Origin of the sequence: Streptosporangium sp. G11, assembly GCF_051192615.1 — a bacterium.
Taxonomy (GTDB): Bacteria; Actinomycetota; Actinomycetes; order Streptosporangiales; family Streptosporangiaceae; genus Streptosporangium.
In genome coordinates, this window is the sequence record NZ_JBPJUQ010000036.1 from 1 (window position 1) to 20,957 (window position 20,957).

The 20,957-nt window shown below is 70.1% G+C and carries 17 protein-coding genes; 11 read left to right on the forward strand and 6 right to left on the reverse strand.

Going from position 1 to position 20,957, the window contains the following annotated elements; translation table 11 throughout:
• Window positions 1–683 (forward strand): TetR family transcriptional regulator (locus ACSDR0_RS28450; protein WP_435291963.1); only part of this gene is annotated, 683 nt, incomplete at its 5' end.
• A 109-nt stretch (window positions 684–792) separates the two neighbouring features.
• Window positions 793–2,367, forward strand: coding sequence for an MDR family MFS transporter (locus tag ACSDR0_RS28455; protein WP_435291964.1), 1,575 nt, complete (start codon window positions 793–795; stop codon window positions 2,365–2,367).
• A gap of 163 nt (window positions 2,368–2,530) precedes the next feature.
• On the opposite strand, the gene ACSDR0_RS28460 is transcribed toward ACSDR0_RS28455, so the two are convergent.
• Complete coding sequence (locus ACSDR0_RS28460; RefSeq protein WP_435291965.1) at window positions 2,531–4,876, reverse strand: HelD family protein; 2,346 nt, start codon at window positions 4,874–4,876, stop codon at window positions 2,531–2,533.
• 883 nt (window positions 4,877–5,759) lie between these two features.
• Complete coding sequence (locus ACSDR0_RS28465; RefSeq protein WP_435291966.1) at window positions 5,760–6,455, reverse strand: TetR/AcrR family transcriptional regulator; 696 nt, start codon at window positions 6,453–6,455, stop codon at window positions 5,760–5,762.
• Between the two features lie 115 nt (window positions 6,456–6,570).
• Here ACSDR0_RS28465 and ACSDR0_RS28470 point away from each other — a divergent pair, with 115 nt between their 5' ends.
• Window positions 6,571–7,710 carry an FAD-dependent oxidoreductase gene (locus tag ACSDR0_RS28470; protein WP_435291967.1) on the forward strand — a complete coding sequence of 380 codons (1,140 nt, stop codon included), beginning with the start codon at window positions 6,571–6,573 and terminating at the stop codon, window positions 7,708–7,710.
• Here the strand turns inward: ACSDR0_RS28470 and ACSDR0_RS28475 are convergent.
• The gene (locus ACSDR0_RS28475; RefSeq protein ID WP_435291968.1) at window positions 7,688–7,867 is read right to left on the reverse strand and encodes a serine hydrolase; all 180 of its coding nucleotides are present in this window, start codon (window positions 7,865–7,867) and stop codon (window positions 7,688–7,690) included. The genes ACSDR0_RS28470 and ACSDR0_RS28475 overlap by 23 nt on opposite strands.
• Window positions 7,868–8,232: 365 nt before the next feature.
• Complete coding sequence (locus ACSDR0_RS28480; protein WP_435291969.1) at window positions 8,233–8,685, reverse strand: winged helix-turn-helix transcriptional regulator; 453 nt, start codon at window positions 8,683–8,685, stop codon at window positions 8,233–8,235.
• Between the two features lie 77 nt (window positions 8,686–8,762).
• Here ACSDR0_RS28480 and ACSDR0_RS28485 point away from each other — a divergent pair, with 77 nt between their 5' ends.
• Window positions 8,763–11,012, forward strand: a complete 2,250-nt coding sequence (locus ACSDR0_RS28485; protein ID WP_435291970.1) for a molybdopterin-dependent oxidoreductase — start codon at window positions 8,763–8,765, stop codon at window positions 11,010–11,012.
• Between the two features lie 620 nt (window positions 11,013–11,632).
• Here the strand turns inward: ACSDR0_RS28485 and ACSDR0_RS28490 are convergent.
• Entirely contained in the window at window positions 11,633–13,099 is a 1,467-nt protein-coding gene (locus ACSDR0_RS28490; RefSeq protein WP_435291971.1) for a hypothetical protein, read from the reverse strand.
• A gap of 151 nt (window positions 13,100–13,250) precedes the next feature.
• Between ACSDR0_RS28490 and ACSDR0_RS28495 the strand changes: the two genes are divergently transcribed.
• The 7 genes from ACSDR0_RS28495 (at window position 13,251) to ACSDR0_RS28525 (ending at window position 19,124) form a co-directional block, all read left to right on the forward strand.
• Window positions 13,251–13,913 (forward strand): response regulator transcription factor, encoded by a 663-nt coding sequence (locus ACSDR0_RS28495; protein WP_435291972.1) that lies wholly within the window; start codon window positions 13,251–13,253, stop codon window positions 13,911–13,913.
• On the forward strand, window positions 13,910–15,025 hold the full coding sequence (locus tag ACSDR0_RS28500; RefSeq protein WP_435291973.1) for a sensor histidine kinase: 1,116 nt from the start codon (window positions 13,910–13,912) through the stop codon (window positions 15,023–15,025). The genes ACSDR0_RS28495 and ACSDR0_RS28500 overlap by 4 nt, the downstream gene beginning before the upstream one ends.
• Window positions 15,026–15,161: 136 nt before the next feature.
• Complete coding sequence (locus ACSDR0_RS28505; RefSeq protein ID WP_435291974.1) at window positions 15,162–16,325, forward strand: cytochrome P450; 1,164 nt, start codon at window positions 15,162–15,164, stop codon at window positions 16,323–16,325.
• 288 nt (window positions 16,326–16,613) lie between these two features.
• Entirely contained in the window at window positions 16,614–17,129 is a 516-nt protein-coding gene (locus tag ACSDR0_RS28510; RefSeq protein ID WP_435292037.1) for a TetR/AcrR family transcriptional regulator, read from the forward strand.
• Between the two features lie 141 nt (window positions 17,130–17,270).
• Window positions 17,271–18,164 carry an SDR family NAD(P)-dependent oxidoreductase gene (locus tag ACSDR0_RS28515; protein WP_435291975.1) on the forward strand — a complete coding sequence of 298 codons (894 nt, stop codon included), beginning with the start codon at window positions 17,271–17,273 and terminating at the stop codon, window positions 18,162–18,164.
• A gap of 151 nt (window positions 18,165–18,315) precedes the next feature.
• A complete protein-coding gene (locus ACSDR0_RS28520; protein ID WP_435291976.1) occupies window positions 18,316–18,792 on the forward strand; it encodes a hypothetical protein in 477 nt (158 codons plus the stop codon).
• On the forward strand, window positions 18,792–19,124 hold the full coding sequence (locus tag ACSDR0_RS28525) for a winged helix-turn-helix domain-containing protein (protein WP_435291977.1): 333 nt from the start codon (window positions 18,792–18,794) through the stop codon (window positions 19,122–19,124). The genes ACSDR0_RS28520 and ACSDR0_RS28525 overlap by 1 nt, the downstream gene beginning before the upstream one ends.
• 42 nt (window positions 19,125–19,166) lie before the next feature.
• Here the strand turns inward: ACSDR0_RS28525 and ACSDR0_RS28530 are convergent, their stop codons facing one another.
• Window positions 19,167–20,036: an alpha/beta fold hydrolase gene (locus tag ACSDR0_RS28530; RefSeq protein WP_435291978.1), complete on the reverse strand. Its 870-nt coding sequence runs from the start codon at window positions 20,034–20,036 to the stop codon at window positions 19,167–19,169.
• Window positions 20,037–20,957: the final 921 nt, after the last annotated feature.

A 20,957-nucleotide genomic window follows, 5' to 3' on the forward strand; every position in this document is an offset into this window, starting at 1 on the left:
TGAACTCCAGCGCTTACTCACCGCCGTCGGAGCCGGACACGCTCTCAACCTCTACGTCCGGATTTAACAAACCACCGGTAGAGAGCACACACGAGCTCGGCCGAAGAGACCGGAAGAAGCTCGAGACCCGTGCGGCCCTGGAGCACGCCGCCCTGACACTGGTGGCCGAGCGCGGTTTGGCGGGTGTCACGGTGGAGGACATCGCCGAGGCGGTGGACCTCTCCTCACGTACGTTCTTCAACTATTTCCCGTCCAAGGAGGACGCGCTTGTCGGAGCGAGCCCGGCGTCCGCCGCCGAGCTGCGCGAGAGGCTGCAGGCCGTACCCTCGAAGGTGCCGATCCTGGAGGCGCTGCGCCTGATGTCGCGGGTCGAGGCCGAGCACGTCCAGGAACAGCGCGAGCAATGGCTGCTGCGGCTGAAGGTGTTCGAGCAGAACCCGTCACTCCTGCCGCGGCTGGTCGCCAGCGGCACCGAGACCGAGCGCGCCATATCGGCCGCCGTCGCGCACCGGGCCGGCGTCGAACTTGGTACGAGCGGCTATCCCGAGCTGGCCACCGCGGCGGCCATGGCGGCCTTCCGGGTGGCGATGATCCGCTGGAGTGCCGCAGGCGGCCGCCCGGCGCTGGCCGACCTGGTCGACGAGGCCTTCTCCCAGCTCGCCGCCGGCCTGCCCAATCCGTGACCGCCCCGGTCACCGTCCTCTTTCGATCGCCCATGTAAACGTTTCCGTTCAACCGGCGTCCGCGAAAGTCCCGCGGAGTGCCGGTCCTCGCCCGAGAAATTGAGGAAAGATGACATCCACCAGCGCGCAGCCCGAATCCGTGGCCGCGGCGCCCACCTCCAGGAGAAAGGTCCTGCAGGCACTGTCGGGGCTGATGGTGGGCATGTTCGTATCCATCCTGGCCTCGACCGTCGTGGCCAACGCCCTGCCCCGCATCATCACCGACCTGCAGGGCTCGCAGACCATCTACACCTGGATCGTCACCTCGGAGCTGCTGGCCATGACGGCCACGGTGCCGCTCTGGGGCAAGATGGCCGACCTCTACAACAAGAAGCTGCTGATCCAGCTCTCGCTGGGACTGTTCGTGGTGGGCTCGCTGATCGCGGGTCTCACGCCGAACGTGGAGATCCTCATCGTCAGCCGCGTCGTGCAGGGCATCGGCGCCGGCGGCATGACCGCGCTCGCGATGATCGTGATGGCGGCCATGATCCCACCGCGTGAGCTCGGCCGCTACGCCGGCATCTTCGGCGCCGTGTTCGGCGTCGGCACCGTGGCGGGCCCGCTCATCGGCGGCGTGCTCGTGGACACCTCCTGGCTCGGCTGGCGCTGGTGCTTCCTCATCGGCGTGCCGTTCACGATCCTGGCCATCGTCCTGCTGCAGCGCACGCTCGACCTGCCGGTGGTACGCAAGGACGTCAAGGTCGACTACCTGGGCGCCCTGCTGATCACGGTGGGCGTGTCCACCCTGCTGATCTGGTCGTCACTGGCGGGCAACCAGTTCGAGTGGGGCTCCTGGTGGACCGCCGCCCTCGTGAGCGGCGCCGTGCTCATCCTCGCGCTGGCAGCCTGGGTGGAGTCACGGGCGGCTGAGCCGATCATTCCCCTGGCCCTCTTCAAGAACCGCACCGTCGCCCTCGCCACTGTGGCGAGCGTGCTGGTCGGCGTGGCCATGTTCGGCGGCACGGTCTTCCTGTCACAGTACTTCCAGGTGGCGCTCGGCAAGTCGCCGACGGTCGCCGGCCTGATGAGCCTGCCGATGGTGTTCGGCCTGCTGATCTCCTCCACCGTGGCCGGCCAGCTCATCACCAAGTGGGGCCGCTGGAAGGGCTTCCTGGTGGCCGGCGGCGTCGTCATGCTCGCCGGGATGGGCCTGCTCAGCACCATCGACGGCCAGACCGGCACGGTAGTGCTCGGGCTCTACATGGCGGTGCTCGGCATCGGCGTCGGCATGCTCATGCAGAACCTGGTCCTCGCCGCCCAGAACGACGTACCCGCCCACGACCTGGGGGCCACCACCTCGGTGCTGACCTTCTTCCGCAGCATGGGCGGCGCCGTCGGCGTCAGCGCCCTGGGCGCGGTGCTGGCCGGCCGGATCACCACGCTCATGACGGAGAAGCTCGGCCCGATGGCCGCCGCCGCAGGCGGCGACAGCGACGCCGTACCCGACATCTCCAAACTGCCCGCTCCCGTCGTCCGCGTCATCCAGGACGTGTACGCGACGGCCACCGCCGACCTGTTCCTCATCGGCGTGCCGCTCACCGCGCTCGCGCTGGTAGCGGTCCTGTTCATCAAGGAGAAGCCGCTCAACACGCTGTCGGGCGAGGAGCGGCTGGCCCGAGAGCACGCCACGGCCGCCGGTCACTGAGCGGCTCCCGTACGGCGGCGCGCCCGGATCCAGCACCCGGTCGCCCACCCGCGGGCCCGGCACCTGCGTGCCGGGCCCCGCCCCGGGCGAACGATTTTCCACCGCAGCACCTACCGGTCGATGCAGAACCTTTCGCCCAGCCCCATTCTCAGAGCCGGCTTCGTCACCGGGCGAGTTTGGCGAGCATGTCAGGTAGTTCCGCCTCGTGCACCACGGTGAGGCGCCTGGTAGCCCGGGTGACCGCCACGTAGAGATCGTGACCCCCCTTGGGTGACTGGGCGAGGATCTCGTCAGGAGCCACGACCACGACGGCGTCGAACTCCAGTCCCTTGGACTGGGTCACGGTGAGCACCACCACCGGCGTCTCGAGATCGACCTCGGCGGACCCGGTGTGACGCGCGTCAGGAACGATGACGGCCAGCCGCCCTTCGCCGATCGCGGCGAGCTCGGACTCCACCACATCCGCGAACCCGAGGGACGTCTGACGGATGGCGCGAGGCGGAGTCCCGCCGGTGCGGACCGACTGCGGGGGGACCTGGTCAGGAGCCACGGCGCGCAGGACGTCGGCGGCCACGTCCATGATCTCGGCCGGGGTCCGATAATTGATCATCAGTCGCTCCTCGCGCCAGCGGTCCTCGGCATAGGGAGCCAGCACCTCCTCCCAGGTGCGGGCGCCCGCCGCCGATCCCGTCTGGGCGATGTCGCCGACCACGGTCAGCGAGCGGGTCGGGATGCGCCGCATGACCGAACGCCAGGCCATCGCCGACAGCTCCTGGGCCTCGTCGAGGATCACGTGACCGTAGACCCACGTCCGGTCGGCGGCCGCACGCTGGGCGGTGGTCAGTGCCGGGCCGCGGTCGTGGTGGCGTTCGGCCAGGGTGCCGACGTCCAGCAGGTCACTGAGCCTCGCCCCGGCCTCGTCCAGGATCTCGAAGTCGTTGTTGTAGATCAGCACGTCCTTGGCGTAGGCCCGTTCGTCGCGGCGCTCGGCGGCGTTGTCCCGATCCCGTTCCCGATCGACGGTCAGGTCGGAGCCGAGCAGCTCGGCGGCCTCGTCGAGCAGCGGCACGTCGCCCACCGTCCACGGCGCATCCGGCGGACGCAGCAGCTCCCCGGCCTCACCGGCGTCCAGACCCGCCGAGAGCATCGCCTCCCAGTCGGCCAGCAGCTCGCCGACCAGTCGCTCCGGGGTGAGGATCGGCCACAGCTCGTCCATCGCCTGCCGTACCGTCGGCTGCTCCCACAGCACCCGGCACGCCTCCCGCAGCGTCTCCTCCTCGTCGACCCGCATCTCCTCCTCGTCCGGCGGCAGCTCCAGCCACGAGTCGCCGTCGTCAGGCAGCACCACCCCCAGCTCATCCTCATCCGTCAGCCGCTCGTACTGCTCGGCCTCGGCGGTGGCCAGCGCGCGCAGCATGTCGAGCACGAACACGTGCCGGGCCTCGTTGTGCGGGCTGCGCAGCGCACGGGCGCGGTCACGGGCGATGACGCAGGCGCCGTGGCCCACGCGGAGCGTCGTCCAGTCGATCACGACTTCCTTGCCGTCGCGCACCGACGTCCGATTGGGGATCTTGACCTCGAGGTCCCCTTCGGGGACCCGCTGCCGATCTTGTACGGCTTTCGCCATCACCTCGGCCATCCGCAGGTCGCCCTTGATCACGGCCTGAGACGGGCCGTCCTCCGCCGTCGCCGCGATGCCCGGATAGAGCCGCCCGAGCGTGGTCATCACCACGTCGCTCTCGCCGAGGGAGGGCAGCACCTGCTCGATGTAGCGGGAGAACAGGTCGTTGGGCCCGATGATCAGGATACCCCTGCGCTCCAGGACGTCCCTGTGCGTGTAGAGCAGGTAGGCGGCGCGGTGCAGCGCGGCGACCGTCTTACCGGTGCCGGGACCGCCCTGGACCACGAGGGTCCCGTGCAGGCCCGAGCGGATCACGCGGTCCTGCTCGGTCTGGATGGTGGCCACCACCTCGCTCATCTTGCCGGTCCTCGCCCGGCGCAGCGTCGCCAGGAGCGCCGCCTCCCCGACCAGCGACCGGCGGTCGGCGTCGCTTATCCGGTCGAGGTCGAACACCTCGTCGTCGACGCCGACCACGGTCCGGTCGCGGGTGTGCAGGTGGCGGCGCCGTACCAGTGACCCCGGGTTGCCGGGTGTGGCGGTGTAGAACGGGCGGGCGGCAGGGGCCCGCCAGTCGATGAGGACCGGCTCGCCGTCGCCGTCGCGCAACCCGATTCTGCCGATGTAGAGGGTCTCGCCGTCGAAGTCGTCGATCCTGCCGAAGCACAGGCCGTGCTCCACTCCGTTGAGCTTGGCGAGGCGCCTGGCGTACTCGCCGGAGAACACCTCCCGCTCGACCATGCCCCGAGCGGTGCCGACACCGGGACTGCGGTGCGCCTCCTTCAGAGAGGTCTCGGCCCGCTCACGCGCCTCGTCGAGGTGGCAGTACAGCGTGGTGACGTAGGACTGCTCGGCTTCGATCTGAGGGCTTGACACTTGACGGCTCGACATTTCCTTGGTACGCTCCTTTTAATTGGGGGACGTGTTCGCTTTTTTGTGCGAGAGCGCTAAGAAAACGAGTATAGACCGTCCCGTGCGCCGATGCATCGGCCTGGCGTCGCCCGCCGTACAACCCACTGGCTTCGGGCCGCGGACCACCGGATCGTGCGGGCCCGCGACCTGATCCGGATCCAGCGGACGTCCCACCGGCCTGGACGAGGCGTTCGCCCACTGCGGGCGGATCTGCGAAACGTCGCACCTGCTCCGGTTCGTCTCGGCGGTGTTCTCCCGAGCGTGACCCCAGCCCCAGGGTGACGCCCGGAAAGGTTCGGGGCCGCCAGACCGGTTGGCCTGACGGCCCTGTCCGGCCGTTCGATCGAGCACACCGAGCCGCCGTCAGTGGACCGACGAGCGCGCCGCGTGGATCCGTGAAAACGTGTGGTCGGCGTCCGTGCGCAAGACGCACCGGGAAGTGTCGGCATTCCGCCCGGCATGTGCGTGTCAGCCCGGCATGACGACCCACTGCCGGCACGGGCAGTGCGGGCAGTGCGGGCAGTGCGGGCAGTGCCATCGCGCCGAGCCGCAGAGCGGTCGCGAGACCTACCTGACCAACCGCCGCGAGCAGGTCGTTTCCTTTCGGTGGCGGTCTCGGGGCCTCTCCAGGATGCGCCGGGTGCCGCCGACCCGCGCTCCTCCGTCTACCTTGTCCCTGAGGTCGCCGACAGGTAGACGTCCTGTGGAGCACCACGCCTGTGCGACATCCCGACGTGGACTCGTTCCCCCTGTCCATGACCACCGCGCACATCGGCGTGGTCGGCGCCCGGCATCCCCTCGCCGACGCGAAAACGGTAGAGGACCCGCTCGGCGCGCTCGGCCTCGCCCTCAACGCCGTGCATCACGCGGGCGGTCGCGGGTCTGCGGTCGCGTTCAGGCCGTCCAGGAGCAGGTCGAGGCCGGCGATGAACTGGTCGCGGTCGTCGTGGTCGCGCAAGTCCGTGGTGGCGCGCGTCAGGAAGGGGTAGTCGGCGGGGTCGAGCTTTCCCCAGCGTTCGGCGGTCTGGGCGAGGAAGGCGTCGCGGCTGGTGGTCGCGCCGACGGTGGTACCTGGGGCGATGATCTGGGCGCTGACGCCGGTGATGTAGTAGAAGATCGCGGTGGAGACCGCGAAATGCCGCTCGGCGGGCAGCCCGGTTCGTGCGACGAGGGTGCCGATGCGGTCGAACAGGCGCAGCGCGTTGGCCAGTGTGGCGGGCGCGGTGACGTGGGAGGCGGCCCACGAGTGCCGGTCGAGGGCGTCGAAGACGGCGATGGCGAGCGCGCGCAACCCGGTGCCCGCGTCGGCCGCGAGGCCTGGGGCCGCGAGGGCGTGGCCGAGCACCTGATCGGCGGCCAGGGCGACGAGCTCGTCCTTGTTCGCCACGTGCCAGTACAGGGCGCCGGTGCCGGTGTTCAGCCGTTCGGCCAGCAGCCGGAAGGTGAGTCCCCGTTCGCCGTGCTCGTCCAGCAGCGCGACGGCGGCGCCGATGACGATCTCTTGCGAGAGGGCGCCGGCGCGCCCCCCGGCGGGTGCTCTTCCTCGCGTTCGTGGCATGGCCTCATTTTGACACACCATGGAACGATGTTCCATATTGTTTATGGAGCACCGTTCCATATGGGATATCCGGGCAGTTCCCCGGCGCTCCGACCGCACAGAAACGGGAAAGCCCATGAACACCAGCCACCACCCGATCGTCATCGTCGGCGCCGGCCTCGGCGGCCTGACCCTCGCCCGGGTCCTGCACGTCCACGGCATCCCCTCGACGATCTACGAGGCGGAGCCCTCTGCGGAAGCCCGCACGCAGGGCGGCCAGCTCGACATCCACAGGGACGACGGGCAGCTCGCGCTCGAAGCGGCCGGCCTCACCGACGAGTTCCGTGCGATCGTCCACGACGGCGCCGAGGCGTCGCGCGTGCTCGACCAGCACGGCACGGTGCTGCTCGACGACCCCGACGACGGCACGGCGGGGCGTCCCGAGGTGCTCCGTGGAGACCTGCGTCGGATCCTGCTCGACTCCCTGCCCGACCAGGTGGTCCAGTGGGGACGCAAGGTCACCGATGTCCAGCCTCTCGGCGACGGCCGGCACGAGCTGACCTTCGCCGACGGGTCGACCGTGACCAGCGGCCTCCTCGTCGGTGCCGACGGCGCCTGGTCGAAGATCCGCCCGCTGCTCTCCGACGCCAGGCCCGAGTACATCGGCACGACGTTCGTCGAGACCTACCTGTACGACGCCGACAAGCGACACCCCGCGACGGCCAAGGCGGTCGGCGACGGCGCGATGTACGCGCTGACCCCGGGAAAGGGGATCGTCGCGCACCGCGAGGCGGGAGACATCCTTCACACGTACGTCGAGCTGAACCGCCCCGCCGAGTGGATCGCCGGCATCGACTTCACCGACGCCGCCGCCGCGACCGCTCGGGTCGCGGCCGAGTTCGACGGGTGGGCGCCGGAGCTCACCTCGCTGATCACCGACGGCGAAACCGCACCGGTCTCGCGCATGATCCACACACTCCCGGACGGACACCGATGGGACCGCGTGCCCGGGGTGACGCTCCTCGGTGATGCCGCGCACCTGATGCCGCCGTCCGGCGACGGCGCGAACCTGGCGATGTTCGACGGCGCCGAGCTCGCGAAGGCGATCGCCGCGCACCCCGACGACATCGAAGCGGCACTCACCGCCTACGAAGAGGCGCTGTTCCCGCGCAGCGAGTCGGCCTACGCGGACGCGCACGAGGTTCTGGAACTCTGCCTCGGTGACCGCGCACCGTTCGGACTCATCGACCTCTTCAACGGCCCGGGACTCCCATAGCCACGGCCATCCGTGCTCGCAGGTCCGCGCCCATGACCTGCTGCGCATGCTCGCCCGAGGCGGACGGCCCGGTCACCTTCTCGATGATCATGCCTATGAGGGTGAAGTTGGTGTTGGAGTAGGTGAACCTCTCGCCCGGCTCGCCGGTACGCGTCATGGTCGTGTCACGGTCGCGCCGTCGGTCGCGCTGTCGACAGACGGTGACAAGCGGCGGACAACGCGCGCATTCGGCGCCGATCGTGGTTCGGCATGGACGAGCCACGCACCGTTGCAGGCCGAAACCGGCACCGCCGGGTTCGGCGGTCACCTGCCGCGCCGTGGCCCGCGCCACGTCGACCCGCTGGAGAACTCCGCCGGTGCCTCGGACCTCGAGACGGCGCCGACCGCCAGGGCCGCGCCGGCACTGGCCGGCGAGCTCACCGATCGCTCACCGGCGAGGTCGAGGCGTGGTGCTCGTCATCGGGCGACGGTGACCGCGGCCGGTGGTGGCGTCTCAGCCCTCCCCAACGGATGAGGAGACCCTCAGGGGGACACCGCCCGGCCGACCGGAGTCATCTGCCGGGGGTCGATCCGTTCGCCGCAGCAGGGGCAGGTCAGGGCCGGGGCGATGATCTCGCCGCAGCTCTGGTGGCGCAGGGTGAGCGGCGGGCCGTCCTCGCCCGCCATCCAGCGGTCGCCCCAGCCGGCGATCGAGATGATCACCGGATAGAGGTCGAGGCCCTTGGCGGTCAGCCTGTACTCGTGCCGGAGCGGCCGCTCGCTGTAGGGGCGCCGCTCGAGGATCCCGTGCTCGACCAGGGTGCCCAGCCGGTCGGCCAGCAGATGCCGGGAGACTCCGAGGTCGTTCTGGAAGTCCTCGAAGCGCCGGACGCCCAGGAAGGCGTCGCGCAGCACGAGCATGGTCCAGCGGTCACCGATCACCGACAGGGTGCGGGCGATCGAGCAGTCGACGTCCCCGATGTCCTTCCAGCGCATACGAGAAGTCTATTGAGTTCTTTTCCGGAACTGACTAAGTTCCAAAACGGAACTCACTAGGTGTTGAGGGGTTGGTCATGGGCGAGTGGCGGCCGAGCGCCTGCATCCTGTGCGAATGCAACTGCGGTGTCGAGATCCTGGTCGGCCCGTCCGGGTCGTTCGACAAGATCCGCGGCGACAAGCTGCACCCGGCCTCCCAGGGCTACACCTGCAACAAGGCGCTGCGGCTCGACCGCTACCAGAACGGGCGTGCCGAGCGGCTGACCCGGCCCCTGCGCAGGCGGCCCGACGGGACCTTCGAGGAGGTCTCCTGGGAGACCGCGATCGGCGAGGTGGCCGCCCGGCTCGGCGCGCTGCCCGGAGAGTCGATCTTCTACTACGGGGGCGGCGGACAGGGCAACCACCTGGGCGGAGCCTATGCCGTGGCGACGATGAAGGCATTCGGCGCCAAATACCGCTCCAGCGCCCTCGCCCAGGAGAAGACCGGCGAGTTCTGGGTGAGCGCCCGCATGTTCGGCGCGCCGACCCGCTCCGACGTCGAGCACTGCGAGGTCGCGGTGTTCGTCGGCAAGAACCCCTACCAGTCCCATGGATTTCCCCGGGCCCGCACAGTGCTCAAGGAGATCGGCAGGGACCCGGCAAGGTCGATGATCGTCATCGATCCGGTCCGGACCGAGACCGCCGAGCTGGCCGACTTCCATCTGCAGGTACGGCCCGGGACCGACGTCTATCTGCTGACCGCGATGGCCGCCGTCCTCGTACAGGAGAAGCTGATCGACGAGGACTGGCTGGCCGAGCACGCCGACGGGCTGTCCGAGGTCGGAAAGACGCTGTCGGCCGTGCCGGTGAGCCGGTACTGTGCGACGGCCGGCGTCGAGGAGGACCTGGTCCGGGCGGCCTCGCGCAGGATCGCCTCGGCGTCCTCGGTGGCGGTCACCGAGGACCTTGGCGTGCAGATGAACCGCGACTCCACCGTGGTCTCCTACGTCCAGCGACTGCTTTGGCTACTGACCGGCAACCTCGGCAAGCAGGGCGCGCAGTACGCCTTCTCCAACCTGGCGCCGATCGCCCGTGACCGCGGGCACAAGGTCGGTGAGGGGCCGGTCAGCCCGGTCGCCGGAGCGAAGATCATCAGTGGGCTGGTGCCCTGCAACGTGATCGCCGAGGAGATCCTCACCGACCATCCGGCCCGCTACCGGGCGATGCTCGTGGAGAGCGCGAACCCGGCACACTCCCTGGCCGACTCGGTGGCCATGCGTTCCGCGCTGGAGGCCTTGGACCTGCTGGTCGTCATCGACGTCGCGATGACCGAGACCGCGCGGCTCGCCGACTACGTGCTCCCGGCGCCGACGCAGTTCGAGAAGTGGGAGGCGACGTTCTTCAACTTCGACTTCCCGCGCAACATCTTCCATCTCCGCCGGCCGGTCGTGGACCCGCCGGACGGGCCGCTGCCCGAGCCGGAGATCCACGCGCGGCTGGTGGAGGCCTCGGGCGCGCTGACTCCGGAGGTCGTCGAGCCGCTTCGGGAAGCGGCCACCCAGGGCCGCGCGGCGTTCGCCGAGGCGTTCCTGAACCTGCTCGGCTCGCAACCGGGGCTCGCCCGGCTGGCTCCGGTACTGCTCTACCGGACCCTCGGGCCGACACTGCCCGACGGCGCCGCGGCGGCGGCGGTGCTGTGGAGCGCGGCGCACGGCTTCGTCCAGGAGAACCCCGCAGGAGTGAAACGGGCAGGCTACGGCGAGGGCCTGGAGGCCGGCGAGCGGCTCTTCGACGCGATCATCTCCAGCCCGCACGGTCTGGTCACCACCGACGACGTACAGGAGGAGACCTGGCGACGCTTGAAGGGCAGGCGCGTCCAGCTCCACATCCCCGAGCTCCTCGCCGAGGTGGCCGGACTCGCCGACCGGCCCGAACCCGCCGACGACCGGGAATGGCCGTTCGTGCTGTCGGCCGGCGAACGGCGTGCCTTCACCGCCAACACCATCATCCGGGACCCGGACTGGCGCAAACGCGACATGGGCGGGGCCCTGCGGATCGGGATCTCCGACGCCGAACGCCTGGGAGTGACCACCGGCGACCGGGCGGTGCTGACCACCCGGCGCGGCAGCGTCGAGGTCGTCGTGGAACTGACCGACCGGATGCGCCCCGGGCACATCTCGCTGCCCAACGGGTTCGGGGTCGACCATCTGGACCCCGAAGCCGGCCGGGTCGTCACCGGGATCGCGCCCAACGAGCTCACCTCGAGCCAGGACCGCGACCGCTACGCGGGAACGCCCTGGCACAAGCACGTACCCGCACGGCTCGTGGCGCTCGCCGAACCTCGGTGAGGTCGCCCGCCGGGCAGGCGGGGCCCTGACCTTGATCGTCCGGCGGTACGTCGTCATCTGACAGGCTCCCGACCATGGCAAACGCGACCGGGTCGTGCGGCGCCGGCGGATCGGACGGCGTGGCCGCGGCGGCGGCCGGGAACGCCGCGGCCAACGCCATGCTCACGGCCGACGCCGACGCCGACGCCGACGCCGTGAGCGTGCGCGGCCAACGTGGCCGCACCGCACGATCAGACGAAAGATCACGTTGGGACATCGACCCGTTCCTCCGGGTGATAAGTGACTGGGGCATCGACCCGTTCCCCCGGGTGATGGGTGACGCGGACGACCTCACCCTCCAACCCATCGCTCACAAACCGCACACGGCACGCTGTCAGCCACCCGAACCACCGCCGCCGCCTCTCACCACCGGGCGAAAACAGCGCCCCCGGAGCAGCCGGGGTAGGAGGTGGGCGGTGCCGGTGTCCCGGTACACCCGTTCGATCGCCCCGCCCCCGGGTCGGATCGGTGCGCGGCGCCCTTCGAGGTCCGGGCATGTTCCCGGCACTGTCCGAGCCGTATCCCGGGGTGCCGCCGCCGGACGCGCCGAGTGGGGTTCCGCACCTTCGGGCGTGCGGAACCTAACGTGGCACTTTCCCGCGGTGTACGGCTATCGCCGCCCCGAGGGCGAGGGCGGCATATCCACAGGTCACAGCCAAACCTGCCCATGGCGGGAGCGGGTAGTAGCCCCCGAGCAGTGACGGGACCACGTCCACATGCGCGAACGTGGGGACGCTCTGCGTGATCGCGAACCCGGCGGCAGGGGTGATCATCAGCAGCCATGGCCCCAGGCCCGCGGTCGCCAGCAGGTGGGGCACGACGACCAGCGCGATGGCCAGCCCGATGGCGACGACGCCCCGCTTGACCAGCGCGGCGAGGCCCAGAGCCAGTACGGCGGCGGCCGCGGTCAGCACCGCGTAGCCGACGATCACCCGCAGCTCGGTACCCAGGGTGATCGGCTGAATCGGGTTCTGGTTGGCGCGCAACATCGCCAGGCCGACGGGGACCACGACCGCCGAGGTCACCAGCCCCGTCACGAACGCGACCGCGCCGATCACCACGGCCTTGGCCGCCAGGCCGGTCCTGGTCGGCCCGCGCCGGTGATCCGCCGTGAAGAACGTGACCGCCACCACGAGCACCGGAATCAGCCCCACTCCCCCGCCGATCAGCGTGAGGTCGGCGCGCAGACCGCCGTCCGCCGTGGCGGGCCCGATGTCCCCGCCCCCGGTGATGAGGAGCTTGTCGCCGGACTCGACGACCCCGCCCGGGTGATGCGGGGTCTTGCCGTCCTCCTTCATTTTGACGCCGACGTCGTCGCGCCGCCACGAACCGTTCGCGCCCCGCAGCGTGATCCGGTCGAAGGTGGCGGTGGCCTGGGCGAAGGCTTGCGCCATCTCCCACAGGGCGCCCGGCGAGGTGGTGAACATCCCGATCTCGACCGTCTCCGGCAGTCCGGTCAGCTTGACCGTGCCGACCTCGGTCCACGTCTTGCCGTCGCCTGACTCGTAGCCGGTGAGGGTGTCCCCCGCCCTGGTCAGGCGCAGCCACATGGGCCCCCGCACGGGACCGCCGGCCACGTCGTGGGTGAAATCGTGTTGCATCCTCACGCCATGGCCGCCGGTGATCATGACGGCGGCGTACGGCGTGCCTTGCGTGAGGCTCTGCCTGACGAGGAGCCCGGCCTTCGCCCATGGCACCACCCCCTCCTTGACGTTGCGCACCCCCGGTACGGCGTCCGGCTGCCGCATCTGCCCGGTCATGTCCGATACGCGGGCGGTGATGCCGCCGTTCCCCGTGAGCGGCTGGTGCACGAAGTAGTACTTGTCTCTCACCGCCGTGCCGTCGGGCCCCTGCAGGGGCGCGGGGCAGGGGCCCGAGCCCTCACCGGTGTCGCAAACGCTGCGGGCACCCCCGGCGACCAGCAGTCCGAGCGACACGGTGACCAGCACGGAGGCCGCCATGGTGAGCACCCGGCCACGCGCGGTGCGGAACCTGATCCACTCCTCGTGCGGCAGGCGGGGGAATCGGTAAGGCCTGAACGGATTCATGCCGACGGTTGTACGCGGCACCCGGTTCCAGCCGGGTCGCGGCGACTGCGACCCGGCTGGAACCGGGGATCTGACATCGTTGATCCATGGCACCTCGACCCGACGGCCGGTTCGGCCGCTCCGCCCGCACGACGACCGGCGACGAGTGGCGATGAGAGTCCTCGTCGTCGAGGACTTCGAGGTCCTCGCCCGCTCCGTCGGAACCGGGCTGCGCCGCGAGGGCATGGCCGTCGACGTCGTCCTGGACGGAACCGCCGCCCTCGACCGCCTGGCCGTCACCCGCTACGATGTGGTGATCCTCGACCGCGACCTGCCCGGCGTCCACGGGGACGAGATCTGCCGGCGACTGGCCCACGGCCGCTGTGAGACCCGCGTACTGATGCTCACCGCCTCCGGCACGATCGAGGACCGCGTCGACGGGCTCAGCCTCGGCGCCGACGACTATCTGCCCAAGCCGTTCGCGTTCGCCGAGCTGGTCGCCCGCGTCCGTGCCCTGGCCCGCCGCGCCACCCCGCCGCTGCCGCCCACCCTGGCATGCGGGGACATCGCCCTCGATCCGGCCCGCCGTATCGCGTTCCGGGCCGGTCGGCGCCTTGAGTTGAGCCCCAGGGAGTTCGCCCTGCTCGAATGCCTGCTCGCCGTACCCGGCGTGGTCATCTCCGCCGAGGAACTGCTCGAACGCGTCTGGGACGAGGCCGCCGACCCCTTCAGCAGTGCCGTCAAGCACACCATGCACCGGTTACGGGCCAAGCTCGGCGACCCGCCCGTGATCGAGACCGTCCGCGAAGGCGGCTACCGCATCGGACCGTCATGATCTCCCGGACGCTCACCAGAAGGTCCCTGCAGACGCGCCTCGCGCTCGCCTACGCGGCGGGCATCTACACCGCCGGGGTCTTCGTGCTCGTACTCGTCGCCGTCCCGCTCGCCAGCGTCCAGGTGACCACCCCCGAAGGTCACCCCTCATCGAGCGCGATCACCGAAACCGGACCCGGGATCGGTCTGCCCCAACTCCTCACGGGATCCGCCGTCGCCCTGGTCGTTCTGATTCCCCTCGCCCTGGCTCTCGGCTGGTTCGTCGCCGGCCGGTTCCTGCACCCGCTGCGCGCCATCACCGCCACCGCCAAAATCATCTCCGCCGGAAACCTCCACCGACGCCTTGACCTCGGCGAGCCCACGGACGAGCTGACCGAACTCGGCCACACCCTCGACGACCTGTTCGCCCGCCTTCAAGCCTCCTTCGACGCCCAACGCCACTTCGTCGCCAACGCCTCCCACGAGCTGCGCACCCCGCTCGCCGGCCTGCGCACCCTCCTCGAAGTCGCCCTCGCCGACCCCGATGCCGACGTCGAGGCCCTGCGCTCGGCCTGCCGGGAGGCCGTGGCCCTGGGCGAACACCAGGAGCGGCTCGTCCAGGCACTGCTCGCCCTGGCCACCAGCGAGCGCGGCGTCACCCGCTGGGACACCCTCGATCTCGCCCACGTCGTCGAAGGAGTGCTCGCCTCCCGCCGCGACCAGGCGAAGGAGACGGGCATCGACCTCGCCGAACACCTCACGCCCGCGGTGACGGCCGGGGACCCGAGACTGATCGAAAGCCTCGTCGCCAACCTCATCGACAACGCCATCCGCCACAACCACGCGGACGGGCATGTGGAGGTCACCACCCGGACCTCCGGCACGCGGGTGGCCCTCACGGTCACCAACAGCGGGCCGGTCATCCCCGGCGACCGGATCCCATCCCTCTTTCAGCCCTTCCAGAAACTGGCGCCCGAACGTCACGGCCGCCGCGACGGCTACGGCCTCGGCCTCGCCATCGTCAATGCCGTCACGCACGCTCACCACGCCGCCCTCACCGCCGGCGCACGCCCCGAAGGCGGCTTGTCCGTCACCGTGCGGTTCGCGCACGGATCTCATCCGAACCATCCCTGACCTCGGGGGACGACTGCACGAGGGCGGCACCTGTCACCCTCACCCAAGCGCTGGACGGCGGTACCGCGGGGGTTGCGCGGGGCGGGCCAGGACGGGATCTTGCATGGGTAACCGATTTCCCCCTCAGGAGACAACCATGTTGCCCCTCCATATGCGCCGCCGGGAGTTCGATCCCGACCCCGAACTGGCCGCCGTCCGCGAACAGCCGGGCCTGCAACGGGTGCCGACGCCCTACGGCCGCGAAGCCTGGCTGGTCACCCGGTATGACGACGTGCGTGACGTGCTCAGGAACGCCGAGCTGTTCAGCTACGGCAGCGGCATAGCCCTGCCGCCCATGAGCGAGGAGCAGGCCAGGCGGTTGCGCGCCGGCGCGCTGCTCATGATGGACCCGCCCGACCACACCCGCTTACGCCGCATGCTGACCCCCGAGTTCACGATGCGCCGCATCCGCCGCCTGGAGCCCCGCGTCCGCGAGATCGTCGCCGATCACCTGGACGCGATGGAACGCACCGGCGCCCCGGCCGACCTGATCTCCGAGTTCGCCACACCGATCCCGTCGCTGGTCATCTGTGAACTGCTGGGCGTGCCCTACAAGGACAGGGAGGCCTTCCAGGCACGTACCCGGTCGATCCTCGACTTCAACCAGCCACCGGAGGCGCGCGGGAAAGCCCAGATGGAGGCCTCCATGTACATGGCCGAGCTGGTCGGCCGGGCCCGGGTCGAGCCGGGCGAGGACCTGCTCGGCATGCTCGTCCGCGAGCACGGCGACGGGATATCGGACGACGAGCTGGCCGGCATCGGCGGTCTGCTGCTGGTGGCGGGCCACGAGACGACGGCCAGCATGATCGGCCTGGGCACACTGGCCCTGTTGCGCCACCCGGACCAGCTCGACCTGGTGCGTGCCGATCCGGACAGGGTCGGGGGCATGGTCGAGGAGCTGCTCCGCTGGCTGACGATCATCCACCAGGGCGCCACCAAGGTCGCCTCGGCCGACACCGAGATCGCGGGCGTGCCGATCGCGAAGGGCGACGTGGTGGTGGTCTCGCTCCCGGCCGCCAACCGTGACCCGGCGCTGGCCGAGGACCCCGACCGCTTCGACATCCAGCGGCCCGACATGCCCCATGTCGCCTTCGGTTACGGCGCGCACCACTGCATCGGCGCGCCACTGGCCCGGATGGAGATGCGGATCGCCTTCCCCGCCCTGTTCGACCGGTTCCCCGGGCTGCGCGAGGCCGGGGAACCGGAGTTCCGTTCGTTCAATGTGGTGTACGGCCTGACGACCTTCCCGGTCGCCTGGTAACACCCCGGCCCGCTCAGCCGCCCGGCTGAGCGGGCACGTCGGTCGCCGGCCGGCGCGGGTCCGGCCGGCGTACCCGTCGAGGCTGTGACGCACCGCCTGGTCCAGCGGGTGCCGCGCGCTGATCACCTCGCGCTCCCGGTGCGGCCGGCACCTGCGCGACCTGGCCGGCCCGCGGCCCGGTGGCCGGCCGGGCGACGCTCAGCGAGCTTGGCCTAGGCTGGGCTTGTGACACCCAACGCTGAGCGGGGGACGGCGCTTCGCGCGGACGCCGCGCGCAACCGCGCGCGGGTGTTGCAGGTCGCCAGGGAGCAGTTGGCCATAGGTGACGACTCGCTCATGCTGAACACCATCGCCCGGCTCGCGGGAGTGGGCGTCGGGACCGTGTACCGGCATTTCCCCAACCGGCACGCGCTGCTGGAAGCACTGTTGGCGGAACGTTTTCAGCAGCTCGTCCGTGAGGCGCAGGCCGCGGCGGCCGACAAGGATCCGCTCGCGGGTCTGCACCGCCTCCTGCATTTCGCTCTCGGCCGCGCGCTGGACGATGCCGGGTTCGCGGCGGTGCTCGGATCCGCCAGCGACGCCGACGCGCAGACCTCGGCGATGAAGGCCGAGCTTGACCGTGCCGTCGCGGAACTGCTTGACCGCGCTCGCCGCGCGGGGGCCATTCGCCGCGACATCGAGGCGGACGATGTCCGCCGCCTGCTCTGCGGAATCGAGCACGCGGTCCGCTCCGGCGACGATGACGCCAAGCACGCGGAGATCTACCTCGACGTTCTCCTCGAGGGTCTTCGCCCTCCGCGTTGACGGCGGTCCGGAACTCCCGGCTCGGAGGTTCGCCGTCGCACGCCCGGCCTTTCTAATCGGATGGCTATCCGCTTATGCTACGGTACGGACCAGAAAGCGGATAGCCATCCGATTAGCGACCTGCCGGCGAAGGGCGAGACCATGAGCAAACGGGCTGTGGTGACGGCGGGGACCGGGGGAATAGGCCTGGAGACCGCGACGGGGCTGGCGGCGATCGGTTACGCGGTGACCGTGGTGGGCCGGAACGCCGAGCGGGGCGCCCGCGCGGTCGAGCGGATCGACGCGGTCACGACCGGCCCGGAGGCGAGGTTCGTCGCCGCGGACCTCGCGTCGCTCGGTGCCGTACGAGCGCTCGCGACCCGCCTCGCCGGGGAAGGCCCCTTGGACGTTCTGGTCAACAACGTCGGGGCGATGTTCGCGGACCGGCAACAGACGGTGGACGGGATCGAGGCGTCGTTCGCCGTGAACCACCTTTCCCCGTACCTGTTGACCGAACTGCTGCTGGAACCGCTCCGAGCCGGAGGGCCGAGCCGGATCGTGAACGTCACCTCAGGTTCGGTCCGGGTCGCCAAACGCTCCTTCGGCGCCGTCGAGCCGCCGGGCGGCTACTACGGCTTCCACTGGTACGGCCGGGCGAAGCTCGCCAACCTCGCCTACACGCTGGATCTGGCGGAGCGGCTGCGGGGCACGGGCATCTCGGTCTTCGCGGCCGATCCAGGCGGCGCGGCCACCGAGATGACCGACGGCACCATGCGGTCGCCCAGGATCGTCTCACCAGGGCTGCGGCTGCTGTGGCCGCTGGTCCGGCGAACCTTCGAACGCGCCACGTCCGGCTCCGCGTCAGTGGCGGCACGGCCGTCGATCCTCGCCGCGGCCGACGCCTCGCTCGACGGGCGGACCGGCCTGGTCATCGGGCCCGAGGCCCGTCCCGTCACCCCCTTCGCCCCTGCCGCCGACCCACGAACGGCCAAGGCCGTCCTCAGGCTCAGCCGGCGGCTGGCCCCGCTCACTCCGCCGGCCGGCGTGACCGCCTGAAGTGAACCGCCGCCGGCGGCGGTGCGTGAACCGGAACCCGGGCGGCCACCGCGGAACCGGCCGGAACGTCGTCGCGGGACCCTGCTTTCCTATGAGGAAAGCAGGTGCTACTTTCCTCATAGGAAAGTAGCCCGACGACCAAGGACGCCCCATGAACGTTCAGGACGCGCAGACCACCCTCCAGGACATACGCCGCCTGCAGGACAGGACCCGCGACGAGCTCGTCCGCCACCTCGTCGCCCTCCCCTACATGGCCCTCATGTCCGTGGGCCTGTTCATCGGGTACGCCTCGATCGACATCCCGGACCCCTGGAGCGATCTCGCTCTCGTGCTCGGATTCGGCCTTTTCGTAGTGATGGTGTTCGTGCAACATCTCCGCATGTGCGTGGCCTCGGTGCGCCCGCGCTCCATGGGGCTGTCCGACCGTATGGAGCTGCTGTTCTACCTGGGCTGGGCGGCCATCCCGCTGCTGCCCTTCCTCGCGTCCAGGTGGGCGGCCGAGATCCTCGACCTGCCCATGAAGAACACGGTCGCCGCGGCCGTCACGGCCCTGGCGTACGTCGCGGCCACGCCGCTGCTCCGCGGGGTCGCCAAGTCGATCATGCAGCGGCAGGACGGGCGAGGCTGATGGACCCGTCCTTCGACGAGTTCCTGCACGTCCCGGCTCGGCTGTCGATCGTGGCGCTGCTGGCGCCGGCCGGCTGGGTGGACTTCGGCTTCCTGCGCGACGCGGTCGAGACCAGCGACTCGGCCCTGTCCAAGCAGGTCTCCGCGCTGGCCGGCGCCGGCTACGTCGCGGTGCGCAAGACGCGGGACGACGGCACCCGGCGCACCCACGTACGGCTCACCCAGGAGGGCCGGGAGGCCTTCCAGCGGCACGCGGCCGCCCTGGAGCGGATCGTGGAGGCCGCGCGCACCCCGGTGGAGCGGGCGGCCGCACCGGACGTGAGAACCAGATGACCCGCCCGCGGCAGCCGGACGAGGCCCGAGCGTCCCGGGCCCTCACTTCGAGGCCCGGAGCACGAGAGCACGTATCTCCTTCGTGATGATCTCAGGCGCCTCCACCGGCACCATGTGCCCGCTGCCCTCGGCCCACACGTGCCTGCCTTGGGGAAGCGACCGGGCCAGCCGCTGATGGCTGGCGGCGATCTGTGCCCGCATGCCACCGGAGCGGCTCCTGCCGGTGCCCGCGGAGATGAGCGTGACGGGGACATCGGGAAGTGCTCTGCCGTCGCTCACCTGCCGCAGCATGCGGAAACCCTCCGCCAGGTGCCGTGCCTCGGCCCGGTGGGCGCGAAGGGCGGCCGCGGTGAACTCCTCACCGCGCATCTCCTCGATCATCTCGGGCGGGAACCGCCCGTACAGGCGGCGCCCGGCCAAGGCTCCCATGATCCCAAGCCTGGCCAGGGGAACGGTGAGGAGATTGCTCACGGCACCGGCCACGGCGAAGGCCGTGCTGGAGTAGAAGTCACAGTCCTCGGCGGCCTGGTCCACCAGGACCAGACCCACCACCAGCTCGGGACGGCGGTAGGTGAGCAGATGGCAGATCGGCCCTCCGAGGCTGTGCCCGACCAGGACGCACGGACCACCGCCGACGGCGTCGAGCAGGTCTTCCAGATCGTCGACGATCCGGTCCAGGACGCGAGGTGCGCCATCCGGTCGGCTGCGGCCGAATCCCGCACGGTCGTAGGCGAGCGTGCCGGTGCTCCGTGCCACCTGTCGCTGCACCAGGCCCCAGATCGTCCGAGAACCGCTGCCGCCGGCCTCGAACACGACCACGGGACGGCCGCTGCCCGCGGTGACGTAGTGCAGTCTGCGGCCGTCACGCGTAGTGGCGTGTCCCGGTCTTCCGAAAGCACTGGGCTCAACCATGATCAGGATCCCCTGACTTGCGACGGTGAGATCACACTAACGACAGAAGCACAGGAAGCGGTCGCTCTGGGATCGAGGAACGCGGGGGCAGCCGTCAACGGTGAGTCGATGTCGCCGAAGCCGTCGCCCGAGACGATGACGAGAGCGCCGTTGAGCTGACGCCGGGCGACCGCGCGGTCCCACGGGCGTCTGGTGAGGAAACCGCCCGGCTCCGCGAGGTCGGCTTGATGCGCACGTTCCGTTACCACCGAAAGTGAGCCAGAGCCGAAAGAGAGACAGAGCCGAAGGAGACAGAGCCGTTTACTGGACAGGCCCTTCAAACTAAGAAATACCCCTTGGGTCCCCTGGGCTCTCTGTTCGTCTAGCCGGTTGGGTGAAAACGAGGAGAATCGGGTTGTGCCTGGCAGTCGTACAGGACCTGCACCCGCTCAGGGGCCATACACCGTGCAAGGTCACAGTGGCGGCGCGATAACGGATCTTCACCGAGATCCAGGGTGCCCGCCGATGCCGGTCCACGGTGGCCTCGATGGTTGTGCCGTACACGGGCGCACTGCCCGTTGGTGGAACGGGTATCGGCAAGGCGCGGATTACGACCGGTGGGCGATCCCTTATTACGGACCGACCGAGGCGCCGTGAAACCATAAGAAATCCGCATCGAAACGGCCGCCTCTCTTACATGGTATCGGCCGCGCCCCATACGGAAAAAGGTCAGGCCATATTTCTGGCGACAGTTGAAATAGCAAGGGTCGCGAGTCAACGACGCGGAAATCGCGACCGAACCAAAAATCGGCGCGGCGCACTCAAACTTTCTGTTGTTATTTGCCACGCCATGTGATGTCTTAGTTGATGGTTCGTGTTGGGCTGGCGGTATCGGCGGGATGTACATCGCTGTCGCCTATACGCGCCTCGGTCCTACGAAGA